This is a genomic window from Bosea sp. Tri-49, from assembly GCF_003952665.1.
Classification (GTDB): Bacteria; Pseudomonadota; Alphaproteobacteria; order Rhizobiales; family Beijerinckiaceae; genus Allobosea.
The window spans coordinates 5,819,092-5,838,469 of sequence record NZ_CP017946.1; the positions used below are offsets into that span (position 1 = coordinate 5,819,092).

At 63.0% G+C, this 19,378-nt stretch carries 18 protein-coding genes and 1 tRNA gene; 6 read left to right on the forward strand and 13 right to left on the reverse strand.

Features of this window, described 5'->3' with window-relative positions:
• Positions 1-7: 7 nt before the first annotated feature.
• Together BLM15_RS28070 and BLM15_RS28075 are read right to left on the reverse strand one after the other, a co-directional pair.
• A complete protein-coding gene (locus BLM15_RS28070) occupies positions 8-1,321 on the reverse strand; it encodes an MFS transporter (protein ID WP_236846455.1) in 1,314 nt (437 codons plus the stop codon).
• A 46-nt stretch (positions 1,322-1,367) separates the two neighbouring features.
• Positions 1,368-1,766: a MarR family winged helix-turn-helix transcriptional regulator gene (locus BLM15_RS28075; protein ID WP_126115829.1), complete on the reverse strand. Its 399-nt coding sequence runs from the start codon at positions 1,764-1,766 to the stop codon at positions 1,368-1,370.
• A gap of 128 nt (positions 1,767-1,894) precedes the next feature.
• Between BLM15_RS28075 and BLM15_RS28080 the strand changes: the two genes are divergently transcribed.
• Together BLM15_RS28080 and BLM15_RS28085 are read left to right on the forward strand one after the other, a co-directional pair.
• The gene (locus BLM15_RS28080) at positions 1,895-2,479 is read left to right on the forward strand and encodes a TetR/AcrR family transcriptional regulator (protein WP_126115830.1); all 585 of its coding nucleotides are present in this window, start codon (positions 1,895-1,897) and stop codon (positions 2,477-2,479) included.
• A 97-nt stretch (positions 2,480-2,576) separates the two neighbouring features.
• Positions 2,577-3,065 carry a hypothetical protein gene (locus BLM15_RS28085; protein WP_126115831.1) on the forward strand — a complete coding sequence of 163 codons (489 nt, stop codon included), beginning with the start codon at positions 2,577-2,579 and terminating at the stop codon, positions 3,063-3,065.
• A gap of 14 nt (positions 3,066-3,079) precedes the next feature.
• Here BLM15_RS28085 and BLM15_RS28090 read toward each other — a convergent pair whose 3' ends face one another.
• From BLM15_RS28090 to BLM15_RS28105, 4 genes are all read right to left on the reverse strand, one after another.
• Positions 3,080-3,571, reverse strand: a complete 492-nt coding sequence (locus BLM15_RS28090; RefSeq protein ID WP_126115832.1) for a DUF1178 family protein — start codon at positions 3,569-3,571, stop codon at positions 3,080-3,082.
• A gap of 70 nt (positions 3,572-3,641) precedes the next feature.
• Entirely contained in the window at positions 3,642-4,505 is an 864-nt protein-coding gene (locus BLM15_RS28095) for a carbon-nitrogen hydrolase family protein (RefSeq protein WP_126115833.1), read from the reverse strand.
• A gap of 13 nt (positions 4,506-4,518) precedes the next feature.
• Positions 4,519-4,779 carry a glutaredoxin 3 gene (gene grxC, locus BLM15_RS28100; RefSeq protein WP_126115834.1) on the reverse strand — a complete coding sequence of 87 codons (261 nt, stop codon included), beginning with the start codon at positions 4,777-4,779 and terminating at the stop codon, positions 4,519-4,521.
• A 45-nt stretch (positions 4,780-4,824) separates the two neighbouring features.
• On the reverse strand, positions 4,825-5,625 hold the full coding sequence (locus BLM15_RS28105; RefSeq protein ID WP_126115835.1) for a ComF family protein: 801 nt from the start codon (positions 5,623-5,625) through the stop codon (positions 4,825-4,827).
• 179 nt (positions 5,626-5,804) lie between these two features.
• Between BLM15_RS28105 and BLM15_RS28110 the strand changes: the two genes are divergently transcribed.
• The 4 genes from BLM15_RS28110 to BLM15_RS28125 all read left to right on the forward strand — a co-directional run bounded on the left by BLM15_RS28110 (position 5,805) and on the right by BLM15_RS28125 (position 11,151).
• Positions 5,805-6,932 (forward strand): alkene reductase, encoded by a 1,128-nt coding sequence (locus BLM15_RS28110; RefSeq protein ID WP_126115836.1) that lies wholly within the window; start codon positions 5,805-5,807, stop codon positions 6,930-6,932.
• A 118-nt stretch (positions 6,933-7,050) separates the two neighbouring features.
• A tRNA-Glu gene (locus BLM15_RS28115) sits at positions 7,051-7,125 on the forward strand.
• A 383-nt stretch (positions 7,126-7,508) separates the two neighbouring features.
• Positions 7,509-8,687 (forward strand): acyltransferase family protein, encoded by a 1,179-nt coding sequence (locus BLM15_RS28120; protein WP_164547668.1) that lies wholly within the window; start codon positions 7,509-7,511, stop codon positions 8,685-8,687.
• 643 nt (positions 8,688-9,330) lie between these two features.
• Positions 9,331-11,151 carry a hypothetical protein gene (locus tag BLM15_RS28125; protein ID WP_126115838.1) on the forward strand — a complete coding sequence of 607 codons (1,821 nt, stop codon included), beginning with the start codon at positions 9,331-9,333 and terminating at the stop codon, positions 11,149-11,151.
• Positions 11,152-11,167: 16 nt separating this feature from the next.
• Here the strand turns inward: BLM15_RS28125 and BLM15_RS28130 are convergent, their stop codons facing one another.
• From BLM15_RS28130 to BLM15_RS28160, 7 genes are all read right to left on the reverse strand, one after another.
• Positions 11,168-12,235, reverse strand: a complete 1,068-nt coding sequence (locus BLM15_RS28130) for a hypothetical protein (RefSeq protein WP_126115839.1) — start codon at positions 12,233-12,235, stop codon at positions 11,168-11,170.
• Positions 12,236-12,449: 214 nt separating this feature from the next.
• Positions 12,450-13,274, reverse strand: a complete 825-nt coding sequence (locus tag BLM15_RS28135) for a phytanoyl-CoA dioxygenase family protein (RefSeq protein WP_126115840.1) — start codon at positions 13,272-13,274, stop codon at positions 12,450-12,452.
• Between the two features lie 82 nt (positions 13,275-13,356).
• Positions 13,357-14,229, reverse strand: coding sequence for a glucose-1-phosphate thymidylyltransferase RfbA (gene rfbA / locus BLM15_RS28140; protein ID WP_126115841.1), 873 nt, complete (start codon positions 14,227-14,229; stop codon positions 13,357-13,359).
• A 46-nt stretch (positions 14,230-14,275) separates the two neighbouring features.
• The gene (locus BLM15_RS28145) at positions 14,276-15,292 is read right to left on the reverse strand and encodes a glycosyltransferase family 2 protein (RefSeq protein WP_126115842.1); all 1,017 of its coding nucleotides are present in this window, start codon (positions 15,290-15,292) and stop codon (positions 14,276-14,278) included.
• The gene (locus BLM15_RS28150) at positions 15,289-15,957 is read right to left on the reverse strand and encodes a class I SAM-dependent methyltransferase (RefSeq protein ID WP_126115843.1); all 669 of its coding nucleotides are present in this window, start codon (positions 15,955-15,957) and stop codon (positions 15,289-15,291) included. Before BLM15_RS28150 ends, BLM15_RS28145 begins: the two co-directional genes overlap by 4 nt.
• A 15-nt stretch (positions 15,958-15,972) precedes the next feature.
• On the reverse strand, positions 15,973-16,959 hold the full coding sequence (locus BLM15_RS28155; RefSeq protein WP_126115844.1) for a class I SAM-dependent methyltransferase: 987 nt from the start codon (positions 16,957-16,959) through the stop codon (positions 15,973-15,975).
• Positions 16,960-17,449: 490 nt separating this feature from the next.
• The gene (locus BLM15_RS28160; protein WP_236846815.1) at positions 17,450-19,186 is read right to left on the reverse strand and encodes a glycosyltransferase family 39 protein; all 1,737 of its coding nucleotides are present in this window, start codon (positions 19,184-19,186) and stop codon (positions 17,450-17,452) included.
• Positions 19,187-19,378: the final 192 nt, after the last annotated feature.

A 19,378-nucleotide genomic window follows, 5' to 3' on the forward strand; every position in this document is an offset into this window, starting at 1 on the left:
TCTCCGTTCAGGCGGCTGCGGGCACGGGCTTCGCCTCGCTGCCGCGCATCATGATGCAGAAGCCGGCGGCGAAGAGGCAGAGCGCACCGGCGATGAAGAAGGCCGGTAGGTAGCTGTCATAGACGGTGCGGCTGAAGCCGGCGCCATAGGCGGCGAAGGCGGCGCCGAGCTGATGGCCGGTGAAGACCCAGCCGAAGACGAGCGTCGCCTTGTCGCCGAAGCGATCGGCGGCGATCTTGATCGTCGGCGGCACGGTCGCGACCCAGTCGAGCCCGTAGAAGATGGCGAAGATCGAGAGTCCGTAGAAGGAGAAGTCGGTAAAGGGCAGGAAGAGCAGCGAGAGCCCGCGCAGGCCGTAATACCAGAACAGCAGCCAGCGGCTGTCATAGCGGTCCGAGAGCCAGCCGGAGCCGACCGTGCCGAGGAAGTCGAAGATGCCGATCACCGCGAGCACGCTCGCCGCCGTGACCGCCGCCATGCCGTAGTCGCCGCAGAGCGAGACGAAATGGGTCTGCACCAGGCCGTTGGTGCTGGCGCCGCAGACGAAGAAGGTGCCGAACAGTATCCAGAAGGTGCTTGTCTTCGCGGCTTCGCGCAGCGCGACGATCGGGGAGGCGAGCATGGCTCCGAGGCTGGCAGGCTGAGCCGGTGCCGGCACGATCTGCGTCCCGCCATAGGGGGCAAGGCCGACATCGGCCGGGCGGTCGCGCATCAGGGCGAGCACGCCGACCGCGGCGAGTGCGATCATGCCGAGCACGAAGACCATGGCGGCGCGCCAGCCAACCTGCTCGGTCAGCGCCGCGAGCAAGGGCAGGAAGACGAGCTGGCCGGTAGCGGTGCTGGCGGTGAGCAGGCCGACGACCAGGCCGCGGCGATGCACGAACCAGCGCGTCGCGACGGTGGCGCCGAGCACCATGGCGGTGAGCCCGGTGCCGAAGCCAAGCACGATGCCCCAGAGCAGCACCAGCTGCCAGAGCTGCGTCATGGCGAAGGAGCCGAGGATGCTCACGGCGATCAGGCTCAGCGCGACCATCGCAACGGGCCGAACACCGAAGCGGTTCATGAAGGCGGCGGCGAAGGGCGCCATCAGTCCGAACAGCAGGAGCCGGATCGCCAGTGCCGAGGAGATTTCGGAGGTCGCCCAGCCGAACTCCTTCTGCAGAGGCAGGATCAGCACGCCCGGCGCGCCGACCGCTCCGGCGGTGACCAGCATGGTCAGGAAGGTCACCGCCGCCACGGCCCAGCCATAATGGATGCCGCGGCGGGCGAAGGCGGCGGCGAGGCCGACCGGTTGAACTGGTTCTGCGAGATCTGTCGGCATCAGTAGCTCCCTTTTGCGGGTATATGCCCGCACATGCATGAGAAAATCAGAGTGAATCGAGCGCGACATGAAGCTGTCGCATGAATTCGACGCCGAGGCGGTCGTCGAGGGACTTCTGTGCGCCATCCCAGAGGGGAGCCCCGTCTTCCAGAACCTTGTGTCCGGCCTCGGTCAGCGTGACCGTGGCCTCGCGCTGATCCTCGCCACGGCCGAGCGCGACGAGGCCCATCTTCTCGAGCACGCGGACATTGCGGCCGATGGTCGAGCGATCGAGCTCGACGCGGCGGCCGAGCGCGGTCAGCGTCACCGGCTCGACCCGCGCGATCGAGCGCATCAGGCTGAACTGCGCGATGTTGACCCCGACCGGAGCGATCGTCTCGTCATAAAAGGCGATCATCCGGCGCGAGGCCGAGCGCAGCGTCGTGCAGATGCAGGGAACCGACATGGGTTGCGGGTATATGCCCGCGTAACGTGGATTGCAAGCCCGACGGCTCTCTGGGGCAAACCACGAAAATCGTCCGGCTTGCAATCACTGCAGCATTGTTTATCTTACCTACTAGAAGGTAGGTGAATATGTCGAATGTCGCCAACAGGTCTGATGATATCCTCCTTTGCGCGCGCTCACTGATCGTCGCGGGCGGGTATCACGGCTTCAGCTATGCCGACATCTCCAAGGTGATCGGTATCCGCAACGCCAGCATCCACTATCATTTTCCCAGCAAGACCGATCTGGTCCGCACCCTCGTCGCGCGGTATCGGGAAGAGGCCGAAACGGGGCTCGCCGCGCTGGAGCGGAATATTCCCGACGCTGCCGGCCAGTTGCGTGCCTATGCCGGCTTCTGGGAAGCCTGCATTGCCGACTCGACTGCGCCGTTCTGCGTCTGCGCCCTCCTAGCCAGCCAAATGCCGGCCCTGCCCGACGAGGTCGTGATCGAAGTGCGTGCTCATTTTCGGATGCTATCGGCCTGGCTGAGCTCGGTCATGACGCGGGGCGCCGGAAAAGGCAGCCTGCGACTGGCCGCGACGGCTGACGCCGAGGCCGAGATGTTCATGGCCGCCATTCATGGAGCCATGTTGTCGGCGCGCGCGCATGGCGATGCCAAGGTGTTCGGCGCCGTGATCCATCCACTGTTGCAGCGACTGACGGCTAGGCATTGAGCTCCGGCGAGAGCGGAGTGATTACACATATTTGTCTACCAATTAGTAGGTAGATGGATTTAGCTTCTGACACCAGATCTCCAGGAAGGACTGTCCAATGTTCGGAATTTCTCCGTTAGGCTGGGTGCATACGCTCAGCGCTCTGCCTGCCATCCCGGCAGCCGCGTATATGTTCGCCCGGCATGGCCGCATCGTGCCCCGGTCGAAGCCGGGCGCGGTCTACTTCGTCTCGATGCTGATCGGCAGCGCGACGGTTTTCGTCGTCACGCATCAGCCGGTCGGGCATGTCATTGGCGCGATCACCATCCTGCTGTTGCTCGCGGGCTATGGCGCCGGCCAGATTCAGGCCTTGGGTCGCGCCGGCAGGTACATCGAAACGATCTGCCTGAGCCTGAGCGCGTTCCTGTTGATGCTGCCGACCGTCACCGAAATTCTGCGCCGGGTGCCGGATGGCCATCCCTTCGTCACCGAGCTGAACTCGCTCCTCCTCCTGGGCGCGCAGGCGAGTCTCCTCGTCATTCTGATCGCCGGCCTGACGGCCCAGATCGTTTACCTGCGCAGGAAGAGTGGGTTCGCTGCGGGTTAGCGCATGCGTCGGCGCTAGTTCCGCCCTTCCGGAAGGCGCGGCAGCGGCATGAACTCGACGCCTTCCTCGTGCAGCATCTGGGCGTCCTCGGCGCTAGCCTCGCCATAGATGGCGCGGCTCTTGCTCTCGCCGTGATGGATCTTCAGCGCCTCCTCGGCGAAGTTCTTGCCGACAGGTTCGGCATTCGCGGCGACGTGCTCGTGCAGCGCCGTCAGCATGGCGCGAAACGCCATCTCCTTCTCACCCATCAGCGCGGCAGGTTGGGCGGCGGGGGCAGGGGAGGGAGTGGAGGCGGATGCGACAGCCTCCGGCGCAGGCGCAGCCGGGCGCGGGCCGCGATCGGTCCGCGCCACGGCCGGTGCCATCACGGCGCGCTCGACCCTGGCGCTGTCGCAGACCGGGCAGGTGACGAAGCCGCGCTTCGCCTGCTCGTCGAAGCTGCCGGAACTCGCGAACCAGCTCTCGAACTCGTGGGCGCTGTCGCAGATCAGGGTGTAACGGATCATTTCAACTCAAAGCCGGGTAACGGCTGCAGATGGGGGCGCGGCCGTTCCGCGACAAGTTTTGCTGCCCTGCTCACTCGGCTGCGTCGAGCCGCGGCTGCTCGCCCTTGCGGGTTTCGACCGCGAAGGAGCGGGTGTGGCGCAGGGTCGGGATGCGCTGGCGGGCGTCCGCGACCAGAGCAAGATCGATCTCGGCCATGATCAGCCTGGGCTCGTTACCGGCCTCGGCCAGGACGCGGCCCCAGGGATCGACGATGGTCGAGTGGCCATAGCTCTCGCGGCCGTCCTCGTGCAGGCCGCCCTGCGCCGCCGAGACCATGAAGGCGCCGTTCTCGATGGCGCGGGCCCGTTGCAGCACCTGCCAATGCGCTTCGCCGGTCTGGCGTGTGAAGCAGGCCGGCGCGGTCAGCATGAAGGCTCCCGCCTCGGCCTCGGCGCGATAGAGATAGGGAAAGCGGACATCGTAGCAGATCGACATCCCGACCAGGCCCCAGGGCGTTTCGACCAGTGTCGCCCTGTCACCGCCGGAGAAGGTGTTGGATTCGCGCCAGGTCTCGCCATTGGGCAGATCGACGTCGAAGAGATGGATCTTGTCGTAGCGCGCGGCGATCTCGCCGGCGGGATCGATCATGTAGGCGCGGTTGGCGATCTTCTCGCCGGCCCTGACCGAGAGCGAACCGATCTGCAGCCAGATGCCGGTCTCGCGCGCTGCGTCCCGCAAACCGGCCAGCACCTCGTGTCCATCCTCGCTCTGGCTGATCTCGCGCAGGCGCTTCGTGTCGCGCTCGCAGAGATTGGTCACCTCCGGCGTCTGGACGAAGTTCGCGCCGGCCGCCGCCGCCTCGCGGATCAGGCGGACCGCGTCGTCGCGATTGCGCTGGGGATCGCGCGTCGAACGCATCTGAACGCAGGCGGCGGTGAAGCGTGGCGCGGTCATCAGCGTGTCTCCTTCAGGCCGCCTTCAGCAGCGAATCGAGCTCGCCGCGCGCATCGAGCGCGTGCAGATCGTCCGAGCCGCCGACATGGCGCTCGTCGATGAAAATCTGCGGCACGCTGGTGCGCCCGCCGGCCTTCGCCGTCATCTCCTGGCGCAGCTCCCGCTTGCCATCGACGTCGATCTCCTCGAAGGCGACGCCCTTCCTGGTCAGCAGTCCCTTGGCGGCCTGGCAATAGGGACACCAGCCCGTAGTGTAGATCGTAACCTGCGGCATCGGCCTGTCCTGAAAAAATGTTTCGCCTCGCAATATAGGGAGCCGTCACGCTTCCGTCACGACCCGGGCGAAGGTCAGTATGTCGACCGCGCTCGCTCCGCCGCGCAGCAAGGCGCGCGATGCGGCATTGGCGGTCGAGCCGGTGGTCAGCACGTCGTCGACGAGCAGGATGCGCCGGCCCTCGACCTGCGGGCGCATGGCCGGCTGGACCTTGAAGGCGCCCTGGAGGTTGTCGGCGCGCTGTGCCCGCGTCAGCCCGACCTGCTGCTTCGTCCGCTTGACGCGAGTGAGCACCTGCGGCGCGAAAGGCCGTCCCGACTGGCGGGCGATCGTCACTGCCAGTGCCGCAGCCTGATTGAAGCGCCTTGTCCAGAGGCGGAAGCGGTGCAAAGGCACCGGCACGATGAGATCGGCGTCAGCGATCACCTCGCGGCCGGCTTGCGCCATCATCCGCCCGAGCATCAGGGAAAGCTCGGTCCGGTCGCCATATTTCAGCCGGTGCACCAGCTCGCGCGCCGTGCCGTCGAAGCGGCAGGCGGCGCGCGCCCGGGCGAAGACCGGCGGATCGGCTATCGCCGACAGCGAGATCAGCCCTGGCCCAAGATCGACCTCGAACGGCGTACCGAGCCGCTCGCAATAGGGCCGCTCGATCAGGCTGAGCCCGGCCCAGCACTGGGCGCACAGGCCCTGCGCCTCGCTCGTGGCAGCACGGCAGCTGACGCATGAAGGCGGGTAGACGAGGCTGACGGCACCCGTCGCGCCGCTGCGCAACCAGCTGCGCCCTCGACGCAACCAGCTCAGGGAGAGCGTTTTTTCTGCGCCCTCGGGATTTTCGGAAAGGCTCATGCGCAACGAGATCCGCAAAGAGAGTGTCTTCGCTTTCTCGTGAGCGGGGCAGGGTGGCCCCTGCCAATCCCTGCCATGTGGCCTATGTTCCTGGCGACGGCTCCGGCCCGCATGACGGTGACTGGCGCCATGGATGTCTCCCCCGGCCTTATGGCCGCCTCGCGACAAGGATCGCCACGATGAGTCATGCCTTCGCCACCTCACCCAAGCTGTTCACGCCGTTCCGCCTCGGCGATCTCGACCTGAAGAACCGCGTCGCCATGGCGCCTTTGACCCGCAACCGCGCCAACAAGCACGATGATGCGCCGAACGCGCTCAATGTCGAGTATTACCGCCAGCGCGCCGGCGCCGGGCTGATCATCACCGAGGCGACGCAGATCTCGCAGCAGGGCCAAGGCTATATCTGGACGCCCGGCATCTATCGCGATGCGCAGGTCGCCGGCTGGAAGGCGGTGACCGACGCCGTGCACGAGGCGGGCGGGCGGATCTTCGCGCAGCTCTGGCATGTCGGGCGCGTCAGCCATGTCTCGCTGCAGCCGGACAACCAGGCGCCGGTCGCGCCCTCGGCCGTGCTGGCCAAGACCAAAACCTATATCGAGAGCGGCTTCGCCGCGGTGTCGGAGCCGCGTGCGCTCAGCCTCGACGAGATTCCCGGCATCATCGCCGATTTCGTCCGGGCGGCGGAGAACGCCAAGGCGGCCGGTTTCGACGGCATCGAGCTGCACGGCGCCCATGGCTACCTGCTCGACCAGTTCCTGCGCGACGGCTCCAACCAGCGGCAGGACGCCTATGGCGGGTCGATCGAGAACCGCGTGCGTTTGACGCTGGAGGTGATCGATGCGGTCACCAAGGTCTTCCCGAAGGAGCGCGTCGGCATCCGCATCTCGCCGGTGAGCCCGGCCAATGATTCCCGCGATACCGATCCGCAGGCGCTGTTCGGCCATCTCGTCGGGGAACTCGACAAGCGCGGCATCGCTTTCATCCATGTCGTCGAGGGCGCGACGCGCGATGCGCGCGACTATCTACCCTTCGATTACCTGGCGCTGCGCAAGGCCTTCCGCGGCGCCTACATCGCCAATAACGGCTTCAACCGCGAACTCGCAATCGAGACGGTCGAGAAGGGCGAGGCCGACCTCATCGCCTTTGGACGGCTCTTCATCGCCAATCCCGATCTGCCCGAGCGGCTGCGGCTCGACGCCCCGCTCAACACGCCGGATGTCGCGACCTTCTATGGCGGCGATGCCAAGGGCTACACCGACTATCCGGCGCTCGCGCAGCAGGCCGAGCGCTCGCACGCCGCCGGCTGAGGCGATGAACACGATCCTGCGGGCAGCGCTTTTCTGCCCGCAGGTTTTTCGTGTTCGGTTGCATCGAAGGGCTTGCAGCGTGAGCCCGTGCCGATTATACGGACGGCCTTGCCGCGCTGCTCCCATCGTCTAGCGGTCAGGACGTCGCCCTCTCACGGCGAAAACTGGGGTTCGATTCCCCATGGGAGCGCCATTCGGCCAAATGAGCCTGTTTTATACGGCTCTTCTCCTTTTCTTGTCCCACTTCAGAATCTGGTGGGACATTATCGAGCCAGCCTGCAGCTTCATCATCGCTGAATCCGCCATCTGCGGCTTGCGTGCTGCGCGGGTGTCGTGCTGCACCTCCTCAAGCGTCCGATGGCTCGGACAGAATGTCAGTTCATAGGCGATGGCTTGCTGCTCTGTGCCTGCTGTGCGGCAATGGCTTTGCGCAGGCCGTTGCCGCAGCCTCGAATTTCCTCGACAGACATGGCGTTCCAATCACAGAAAAAGCCACCCGGAGGCGGCTGGGGTCATGCTGGCCAGCAGAGGCCGCATGAGGTATGGACGCGGTGACGGTTTTCCCTGGGGCATCCCTTGAAACAACTTGCTGATCGGCATGTCCCTGAGCTGGACGGCATCCGGGGGATTGCTTGCCTGCTCGTCGTTCTGCTGCATTGTGGAGTTGGGTTGACCAACCCTAGCCTGGGGTCTTGGCAACCCGTCATTCACGGCGCCGTGGCATCCTTCCTTATCGGCGGCGTCGATCTGTTCTTTGTGCTCTCCGGCTTTCTGATCGGCGGGATTCTCATCGATCACAGAACAGCCGGAAACTATTTCAAGGTGTTTTGGGCGCGGCGCGCGGCTCGCATTTTGCCCGTCTACTTTCTGCTTCTGGCCACCTATGTGGCGGCGCTCGCAGCACGCCCCTATTTTGACGCTCCGTGGGCGGACAAATGGTTGCTCCTCAATCCCTTGCCGATTTGGAGCTATATCACGTTCATGAATAACAACGTGATGGCGTATTATGGCGAGACCGGCGCTCTCTGGATTGGCGTAACGTGGTCACTTTGCGTTGAAGAGCAGTTTTACCTAATTTTCCCGCTAATCGTATACTTTTCCCGCAATCGAACAGTGCTTTTGATTTGCGTTTCGGGGGTAGTGATCGCTCCTATTATCAGAACTGTCATTTGGACCGTGTGGGGTAATTTCTACATGGCTTATTTCCCGACGCCCTCGCGAATGGACACCCTTATGTTTGGTGTCTTGGTCGCCATGGCGGTACGGAATCCCGATACGCTCGCTCTGGCGAGGCGCTGGCGTCGCTGGCTCGACTTGTTGGCTCTCTTACTGGTTGTGACACTCACCGGCTTGATCTGGCGAGCCCCGTGGACCATCCAATATTCGTTTGTTGCCGCCGGATGCGCCTACGCGATCCTGCGCATTTACATCTCTGACGGCCTTTATAGGCGCTTGCTGACCGGAAAATGGATCGTCGCAGCGGGTCTGATCTCTTATCCCCTGTATATGTATCATCAAGCGGTCAACGGATTGATGCACGGCTTCATTGCGAACCAAGTGCCGACTCTTGTTTCGTGGCGGGATCTTGGGATCGCGATAGGCGTGGTTGCTGTCTCAGTCAGTCTCGCGACAATCTCGACGGTCTACTTCGAGAGCTTCTTCCGACGATTGGGACGCAAATTGAAGTATGTTCCCGCTGACCCATCCGAGAGGATTCCCGTGGTAGGTACTCCTCGCGGCGCCGCCACTGGCTAAACAAGCCGGCACTAGCCACCGCCAATCAGATGGGGCCTCCAGGCCGGCCAGACGTTCGCCGGCCTCGACTTTCGCCAGCCTGGTATAGGAATGAACCCACACCGCACCGCGCCAAGCGAAAAAAGGCCCGTCCTTGCAGGCGGAGGTATTGGGGAGCGCTTGCATCAGGAAGGCGGCGAGCAGGGCCGGCTCATCTCGACGGTCGCCATGGCGAGCTCGCGATGACACTCCGCGCCCAGGCCGCTGACGTGGCCATCGATCTGTGCCGGCGGCGTTGCGCGGCAACATTCGTTACGTTAGTTAGGTTTTTCACGAAGGAATGCGGTGTGCACAACGACGTGGTTGCAAATCAGCACCGCGGCGGCTTGGTGGTCAAAGCAAAAATCAATTCGAAGACGATACCGCACCTGCTTCTCCATCTGTAATAAGAACTCATGGTAGCGACGTCTGGAGATAGAGAATCTATGACCGCTCACCGTGTAAAATTTCACGCGCACAAAGAACCCACGGTCAAGTGAAGGCGCATTTGAAGGCTATATTCAGTTGGGGGGAGCCGATGGGACTCTGTCGCGGTGGATGCTGAAGACAATTAATTTCTTCTGCGTCATTGCTAGAATACGGCTGTCTGCTGGACAGGTGTCTCGTGCGACGTGAGATTGCGCCCAGCGAACTGCCTCTGGACCAGACGGCTCGCATCCAAAGCTACCGGGTCGTTCCCGATACGTCGTGGTTGGGCGAGTTTGCCGTTCTAGCGGTGGTCTGTCTCCTCGCGCTGAATTCCGGCCTGTACAATCTTTTTCCGCCAATGGGTTGGGTAGACCCGGGACTCTACATCTTCAACTTCCAGAATCTGGTCCAGAACATTGCCGATTACGGCGCGAACTACCACAGCACCCGGGTTCCGTTTATCTTTCTGGGCTGGTTGAGCTACCGGATCTTCGAGCCAGCTCTAGCGCAGCAGGTGCTCGTCAACCTGTGCTATCTGATCGGGCTTGGGTCCTTGCTGTGTGTGGCCCGGGCGAGCATCCCCCGGCAGAGCTCGCGCCTGATTTTTGTTCTGGCCCTCGCCTTGAGCCCGACCTGGATCCGATGCTTCGTCGAGGGTTACGTCGACGGCCTCGCCAGCGCCTTCGCGTTGCTCGGGATCGCTGCAGCCTTGTCGAGGCACCTCGATGGATCGGAGGCCGTGCGTGGGCTCGCTGCCGGTGCGGCGGCGGGCTTCGCGGTGGCGACACATCCGGTACCGGGGATTTTCGCCAGCGCCGCCATCTTCATGATTTTCCTAACCGGCGCGAAGAGCTGGCGTCGCCTGTCGATCGCGATGCTGGGAGCGTTCTGCGGCGGTCTTGGCAGCCTCGTCCTGCTTGGGCTGGTCTCGTTTTGGCTGGGCGGCCCCTTCCTCTTTCTTCTACCCGGCGCCGAAGCCGGCACGCGTATGTTCAGCGCGCCGGGTTCGAGTTTCGCCCTGCCGGTTTCTGTCTGGCTGCCTGAAGCGCCCCGTGCGGTTCTTGTGCCGCTCACGCTGGCGACCGTGCTGGCGGCGATCACGCTTCGCAGGGCCATCAGTCCTGATCGCAGGGTCGATGGCTTCCTGCTCATCAGCTGCATCGCCTTGGGTATCCTCGCGCTGGCAGAGTTTCATCAGCGCGGCGTCCTGCAATTCCGCTTTTATGCAAGCTACCTCCTCATGATCTTCGTACCGCTCTGCGCATTGCTGATCGGTATTGGACGCGACGCCAGTGCCAGAAGGGACCTCGCGCTCGCAGCGGCGCTGGCGCTCGCCCTGATTCCGGTCTGGAGGTGGGACGCGGCTGTCCGGTTCGATCTCGTCTGGGCGCTGCTTCTTGGCGGCTGTCTTCTGGCGCTGATCGCCTTCGTCCTGCGCCGAGCGCGCCTCGGCCTGTTGGCCGCAGTCTCGGCGCTGAGTCTCGCTACTGCCACCGATGGTGAACTGGCGCGTATCCTCACGGTCGACAATCCGGCCAAGCCACGCCTTCAGGCCCAGTTCGCAGCCAAGATCCGCAGCGCCGTCATCGCCGCCGGTGTCTCGGATCGCCGGATCGTGACCTGGTTCAATCGCGAGAGCGCCGAACGTGCCAACAGCTCCACTGCGGTTTCGTCCTATGGCTTGTACTTTGCCGGAACGGTTTACAAGTTTTCGCTGTTCGACGGCGCGACAGCCAGCATGGGCTGGGACTTGACATCCCTCGGCTTCGAAATGCCGAAGCTCGAGGGCGCCTTTTACCGGCAAATAGCTGCGCTTGCGAAGCGGCCGGCCGCCGCCGTATTGCTCTGCGTGACCGAAGCGGAATGCCGGGAGGGGGCTCTCCGCGTGTCGCTCGAACCATCACTCATTGTGTCGGAACGGCTGGCCACGCGGATCGAAATACCGGATCTCCCGATCATCCACCTCATCATCATTGAGATGACATCTCGCCCGACGGCGGGCGCAACGCCCGGCTGAGCCGGGCTCTTGCCTATTATGGCGGTTTCACTGGCAGCAACTGAACGACCACATAGTGCAGGTCCCCGCTGCCGATCGCGAGCCTGCCGCCGTTGAGCAGAGCCATGGTTGAAAGCTCGATCGCATCGAGAGAGCCATGCGCGGCAGAACAATCAGAACGTTCCTCACACGCGATCACCACGATGACCGGTGAGTTCATGTGGCGTAGCGCATAGGAAAGCTCATAAGGCGAGATGTCGAAGCGCCGCGGCAACACGGTCACTGGCCCAAATTTGGGCGCACGTGCGGTCTGGTCCCACAATACGACATGCCCTGCGCGGCGGACGAAGGGGCGCAGCAAGTCCTGAAAGGCGCGCTGCGCCGCGAGCCCCGCCTGCTCCTCCTCGATTGGCCGGCGCGACGAGGAGGCCGGCCCACCAACCGCGAGCCACAAGGCGATGAGACTCAGCGCCAACGTGCCCATGGCAAGTGCTTTGACAGTCCATGACTGGCTCAGCCGGGGGGGCAATGCCAGGATGCCCAGAAAGGGACCCAGAGTGGCGCCCACCAGGAGCAACGGCGCTATCGCGTCGGTTGCGCCGACGCTCATCCAGCCCGTCACCGCAACGAGCAACGCAACGCCCACGGCCGCGGGGATGGCTAGAAAGCGTGCGTGAACCGGCCAGATCGCTCCAAGCAGTGTCAGGACCGGTATGGCCGCCGCGAGTCCGGCCGCCATCCCTGGAGCTCGCGCCAACAACAAGAGCCAGGCCGGATTGCAACCCAGGGCCAAGGCAGCGAACAGGCCCATGAAGGCGGTCGAGCGGAGCGCAGCACAGACGAACGCGGCCGCGCACGCTACACCCTGCAGGACCATGGCGATGAGCAGCGCTGCGCCGGCGGGGGCTAGCGCCCGGGACTGCTGTAGGTCCAGCAGCGAACCCAGCGGCGTCCAATCCACTGACGGCGCCGGACGCGCGGATGCGGGAAGCAACGCCTCCAGCAACTGCAGCATCGACGTCGGCGAAACACCGATGCGGGCGAAGCCGAGGGAGTCGGATGCCGCAATCAGCATGACGATAGGGAGGATAATCGCCGGAAGCATTATCCAGCTATTCGCCATCCTACCTTGGGGGCCGACAGGGCGCCCGGCGGCAGCGAGCACTGTTACGGTCATGCCTGCCACCCCGGGGCTTTCGGAGCTGAGTCCCGAAACTCTGCCTCTGCTCTGCAATCGCGCTGCTTTAGCAAGTCCGCCGCCTCGCTATAAGACGCCGATTACAGCGAAGCGCCCGAGGAGCGGAGGCCGCGCGGGCCGCCTACTTGGCGGATTTGGCGCGCCTCTGCTCGTAATACGCCTCGATATTGACCGGAACCTGATAGTCATAGCCGAGAAGCTTGCGCTCGTAGGGGTCCTGCGTGAAGTCGTCGCCGAGAACGGTCGGCATGTCGACCTGCTGCTTCATCATCGGGATGGTGTAGACGTGATTGACGGCGCGGCGCGGCGTCTCGGTCCGGTTCACCCCGCCGGCATGATAGACCATGCAATCAAGCACGATGAAAGAGCCGGCGGGCGCGACCGCCTGGACTTCGAGCGCCTTGACGATGGTGTCGGACGGGAAAGCCTCCTGCTTGTGGCTGCCCGGCACAACGTGGGTCGCGCCGTTCTCGAGCGTGAACGGATCGAGGCAGAACAGGGCGTTAAGCGCCAGGGGGCGCGACGAGACATAGTGCTGATAGGGCAGGTCGCGGTGATAGGCGCTCTGATTGTAGCGCTGGGCCCGGCCGGGATTGATCACGCCATTCTGCTGGTTGAGCAGAAATGCCTCACCCATCATACGCCGGCAGATCTCGGCCACCGCCGAGTTGCGCGCGAGATCCAGGAAGGCGCGATCATAAACCATCGGCACGCGCACCGTGTTGTGCTCGTCGATCGCCACCAGTTGCTCGCGCCCGAAACGTTCTTCCATCTGCTGCTTGGCGGCATCGAACTTCTGCGACAACTGCGCGAGCTGCTCGCTGGAATAGCCCCCATCGACGATGGCATAACCTAGCAGGCGCAATTGTTCGATCGCGTGGTCGATCGCCGTTTCCGAGAGCGTCTGCTCACGGACGCCATAGCGTGGGAAGGCTTCGTCTGACATTTCACGTTCTCGCAGTAGAGGGTTGCTAAATCGTACTTGGCCGCTTCGCCCTTCCAGGAAACCTCAAAATACTCGACGCGGTTTAGTAAGAGCCATCGGCAATGGCGATGAGATAACGACCATAAGGGCTCTTGCCGACGCGTTCGCCGAGTGCGCGCAATTGCCCGGCGTCGATGAAGCCGCGGTCGAAAGCGATCTCCTCGGGGCAGCAGATCCGCGTGCCCTGACGCCGCTCCAGAGCCTGGACGAAATGTGACGCGTCGGTCAATGAGTCAGGCGTGCCGGTGTCCAGCCAGGCAAAGCCACGTCCGATCAGCTCGACGCGCAGTCGGTTCCGCTCAAGATAGTGCCGATTGACATCTGTGATCTCAAGCTCGTCACGCGCCGAGGGCTTGATCGAGGCCGCAATGTCGACCACCTCCTCGTCATAGAAATAAAGGCCCGTTACGGCCCAGTTCGAGCGCGGCCTGGCCGGCTTCTCCTCGATCGAGATAGCGCGCCGCTCCTTGTCGAACTCGACCACGCCGTAGCGCTCCGGGTCGGTGACGCGGTAGCCGAACACCGTTGCGCCCGCAGGCTGCGACACGGCTTGCGCGAGCAGGCCAGACAATCCTGCACCATAGAAAATATTGTCGCCCAGAATCAGCGCAGACGGCCCACCACGGACGAAATCGGCGCCGATGATATAAGCTTGCGCGAGACCTTCAGGTTGGGGCTGCGCGGCATAGGACAGGGATAGTCCCCAATCGGAGCCGTCGCCGAGCAGATCGCGGAACTGCGGCAGGTCGCGTGGCGTTGAAATGACGAGTATTTCGCGGATTCCGGCCAACATCAACACCGAGAGCGGATAGTAGATCATCGGCTTGTCATGAATTGGCAAGAGCTGCTTCGACGTGACCATGGTCATCGGATGAAGCCTGGTCCCGCTTCCACCCGCCAGAATGATCCCCTTCATTTCCCTAACCTTGTCTCGAGGCTGAGCGGAACTGGCCGCATGGATATCACCCGGCCGAACTCGTCAACGCTGGGGATGTGCCCCTGCGCTCGCTCCGGCCATGATCGCGCTGCTGAATCTCGCCACCGCGAATACGCTTGTGAACGATGAAGAGCGGCCGGTCTTTGGCCTCCTCGAAGGCCTGGAACGCAAGCACGCCAACCAGCATCAGTCCGGAACCGAGACCGATCGCGATCAAGGAACAAAACGCAAGAGCGGCACTGCGGGCAATCCCCGCAGATGCGGTATCGAGGCCCAGAAGCGCGATCAGCAGGAGGGCCACGCCGGACAGCACGACCAGTCCGCTCGCCCCCAGAAGCAAGCGCTGCAGGGACGAAGCATAGAACTTCATACCCTGAAATGCGTGCATGAACAGACGCTTGAAATTGTATGAGGATCTGCCGTGCGGGCGTTTCTCGCGCGCGAATTCGATCTCGGCATGAGCGAAGCCGAGCCAGTATAGAATGAAAAGATAGTGGCGGTTGGGCTCTTTCAGCGACATGTAAGCCTCGACCACAGGGCGCGTGATCAAGGTGAAAGTGCCGTATTCGGGATCGATCCGCCGCCCGGCGATCCATTCGAGAAATCTGAAGTAAGCCTTGCCCATCAGGACGCGCGAGCCCTTCTGGTGAGCGGTCTTGCGCTTGGCATACACCACGGGCGCTTCGGTCGCGGTCGCCTTTTCGTAGATGAGCGGGATGGCCTCGGGCTGATCCTGCAGATCGCCATCCATGACGACGACCTTCTCGCCGCAGCATTCGGCAAGGCCGGCCGAGATCGCGATATGCTGCCCCTGATTGCGTGCGAGGCGCAGCAACGTCACCCGCGAATCACCGGCGACGGCCTCCAGCAGCAGTTCCCAGGACCCATCCGGCGAAACGTCGTCGACGAAGATGATTTCGTAGTCGACCTGCATCCCGACCAACGCCTTTGTCAGCCGGTCGTACAGTTCGAAGATAGCAGCTGCGCAGCCATAGATCGGGATGACGACGGACAGGTCGCGAGCACTGCCGCTAGAGATCATAATGTTTCAGACTCCCCGGAATGGACTTCGGCCCGACGCAGATCTTCGATCGGCGTGCCAATCTCCATGACCCAGTAGGTATAGGGGAACCAGTTCCGATGAATCAGGTGCCCTTTGACATCCGAGTACGATTCGCGGGCCAGTTGCGCATAGGCTTCCGGCGTCCGCACGTTCTGGCCGCGATCCTTCGAGATGATCCAGCGCGCGACCGGGTTTTGACCAGCGACGAAGGTGCCGTCCACGGTGACGATCCGCCCGCCCGGCTTGAGAGCGGGGACGAGGATCCGGAACAGCCCCTTCACTTCGTCGTCATCGAGATGGTGGAGAAGGCCGGTCGCAAGAACGAGATCGAACTCTCCAAGACCACTCAGGGCCTCGGCGTCTAGCAGTGCCGCATGAAAGCGGCCGCGCGTTCCCCAGCGGCTCCGGGCCTTCTCGATATAGGGCTCGCTGACATCGTAGCCGACATAGTCGACATCCGGCAGAACGGAGAGGATGTCGGCGGTGCCGCAGCCGACATCCAGGACGCGATCCCCGGCACGCGCCCTGAAGAACGCGCCCTGCATCCAACGGCGATTACGGCTCGCGCCCATGAGGGTCTGGGCGAAATCGTAAACGGCCGGATGAGACAGGACAGCCCGGATCCCATTTGTAACCTGTGCCATACCTCGTCCTCTCGGCTAAGCCGCAACAGTCTCTTGCCCGGGAGGAGCGGCAGTCACGCCCCCTCCGCTCGCTTCGACGCGCTTTCTGGCAACGACGACGCGGCTCCCGCCAGCCGGCCAACGTATGCCACGCAGCGTGAGTTTCACCTCCATGTCGAGGATCGCCTGCAAGATGCGGTTGAGCCTGGACGGGATGTTGAATTCCCGTCGAGCAAGGTCGCGCGGATCCTGGTTCGGGGCCGCCTTGCGCGAGCGCATCCGCGCCAGCGCCATCATCGGCAACAGAAAGACAGTGTAGCTCGACGAGAACAGGATCTCGAAGCCGGCGCGCTCCAGCTTGGCTTCCAGCTCGCCGCGAACATAGCGGCGCTGATGATGCGCAATATCGTCGGAGACGCTCCAGAGCGAAGGATGCTGCGGCACCGTGGCAATGAAGCCGCCCCCTGGCACCAGTGCCGCCGCGATGCCTGCAATCGCCTCGTCATCCCGATCGATATGCTCCAGCACGTCGAAGCAGCCGGCAAGGTCGAAGGCGTCGCGCAGCGGCATCCGGCGCGCATCGGCCTGCAGGAGCTCAACCTGCCCGGGCAGGCGCGGGCGGGCGAGCGAAAGCCCTGCAGTGTGAATCTCGGTTCCGACGATGCGGCGCCAATGCCGACTTGCGGCGAGAGCGCCGATGACATTGCCCGAGCCGCAACCGATCTCGCAGAATCGAGTCGCCTCGGGGAAATATTTGTCGACGAGACCGCTGATGAGTCGGCGGCGGGCGGCAAACCAGAAATGACCTATCTCCGCCTGGGCGAGAAAGGTGAAATCGGCTGGATCAAAACCGGTCAGCGTATCGGCGAGCGCCGGAGCGGTCAGCGGAATGCCATCTCGCTGCTGGAGCACATGTCCACAGGATTTGCACACCCAACCCAACGGAAGAGCAGCTTCGTCTAATCCAAAAGGTGTTTCATCGTCGCAAGAGAAGCAACGGCGCATTGCCATCATATCAAGCATTCTGCCATCTGATGTGTGCCTCAAATCCGGCGCCTTACTGAACACAACTTGTGCGTGATTCAAGCCCTATCCGGCCCGTTTCGTATCGTCAGATACGGGATATGGCAATCCAGCGACAGTCCTATTTCGCGACGGTAGGGCCTACATCCTTGTACTGACCCTCCAGTGCACAGCCTGCTTGCTGTGCTTGGCACCCGTGCTGTGTACCCCACCGTAGGTGTCGAAGCTATGAAGGTTGTTCATCCGAATCTGGACCTAGAGGCTGGAGGCGCGAAGCTCCAGCTCTTGGGCCGAAGGCACCCGGATGAACGGGCACAAGAATGCCTTCCCGACACCGGCCGGTCGAGCCCTGCTGGCAAAACGGATCGAGGGAAGCTAGCCGGTATCGGGTTTCGCCGCCGAGCCGCATGTCGACAATTCGATCTTGGACAGCACCAGTTCTGCCTGTCCAACGCCTGAGCCGGCCGAGGGCCGACCGAGAAGCCTGCGCTCAGGGCCGGAATCCATCGAGATCGTAAACGCGAATGAAGAATGCCGATGTTCCGGGCTCAGCAACCGGAGTAAGTCCGCGCAACTGCGGCCTGTAACCCAACTCCTCGAGCTTGTCGCGACCCGCATCGCATTCATGCGCGTCACGGCACAGAATCGCGATTGACGTTTGGACCGGAAGTGCTTGCAGCACGCTGCGTTCGGTGGTGTCGAAACGGGGCATCATCGCGCCCAGGTGGGACCTGTCCCACTGCCACGCCGAGATCAGGCTATCCCAATAGTTGAGCCGCAAGTTCATCGTGGCGAAGCGCAGTGAATAGCTCGTCCAGAAGGCGAGATGCGGATTGGAATCGGAATAACTTTCGCGGTTGAACCAGAACAGCAGCCGCCTTTCGCCCAGCCCGAGCCCCTTGACGAAGCTGCTGATGCGAGCCGTCGCCGAGAGATAGTCGCCGAAATCGGGAGCGCCGGCCGGTCGGAAGATGCGGCGCGTGTCGCTGTTAATGACAGCCAGCAGGATGAAAAGCAGGCCCAGCCCGGCAAGAGCGAGACGCCACCGGAAAGCGAAGAGACCCACGAGCAGCAGCGCCAGGCTGGCAAGCAGGAACAGCCACTTGTAGCGGAATTGCGCGACGGAAGCTTCGATCCCCCATAGGCTCGGCGCCAGGTAGATCGCCAGTAGCGCACCGCCACTCAGCGTGAGAATGATCGCGGTCCATCGCGCAGGCGTCTCGCCCGGACGCAACCGCGTCGCAGCGCTGGCGGCGCCGGCGAGAATGAACGCCTGCCCAGGCAACAGGTAGCCTGTGTAGAACGATGATTGAAGCGCTGCCCCCCCGATGACGAGATCCCAGTAGAGCAGGAATGCGAGCGGACCCAGCAGCAGCGCCAGGCCGAGCCAGGTTATCTGCGGTATTCCACCAAGGCGGCGCGTATAGAGGATCGTCGCGCCAGCGACGATCAGCGCGAAGACCGGCCCGAGAACCCGATAGTTCATCGGCACCCAGTCGCTCCAAGCGTACTGATAATTCGAGCCGAACCCATTCAGCGAGCGCGTGATCGCAGGCTGGTCAGCCAGGATAAACAGAAACTTCCCACCGAAGGCGAGGCTGACTAGACCAAGCGCCGCGAGCGCCAGAACGAAGCCTATGCCCAAGGTGAGGATCGTGATCGCCGCGTCGCGCCATGACCGCCACGACATCACGAGCAGCGCTAGCACCCCGCATCCGGCAAGCAGCACGGTGATCGGATGCGTTGCGGCGCCAAGCGCGATCAGGGCGCCTGCGGCGATAAACCTGTAGGTGCGAGTGCCCGCGGCTGACGCCATGACGGCGAGTGCCAGCAGGACGAAAGACATGGCGGGGCCATCGACATAGCCACGCGCCATGGTGGCGACCCAGAGCGGATTCAGTGCCAGCCAGCAACAGATGAAAAACGCGGGACCACGGCCATGGTACTTGGCGACGAGCCCGTAGACACCCGCTATCGCAAGAGAGGAGAACAGGATGACCAGCAGCTCGCCGGCGATGCGTGGCGTGAAAACCGCGTACAGAAAACTGCCGGGCAGGACAAAGGGTAATCTTGCCGAATGATAATTCTGGCCGAATTTTATTAGAAGATTTTGATAGTCCAGAAAGTAACCGATGTACATCGCTGGATCGACCCAGCCCGGGGGCGGGAACGCCTGCATCGGCGCAAAATGAACGACGGTCGCGGTAATGCAGAATAGAGCGAACATCGGCAGCAAGGCTGAGCCTGGCAAGGTTCTTTCTTTATGCATGATCAATAACTTATCTCGCCGGAATCAGATCTAAAGCGATGCTGGAAGAGCGTGCACGGGCACCGGAAGCACCTAGGCATTGAAAGTGCCTTAGAGACCGACGAGCACAACAACAAGACTGTTCGTAGAAGTTGCAGCACGGTTAGCCGA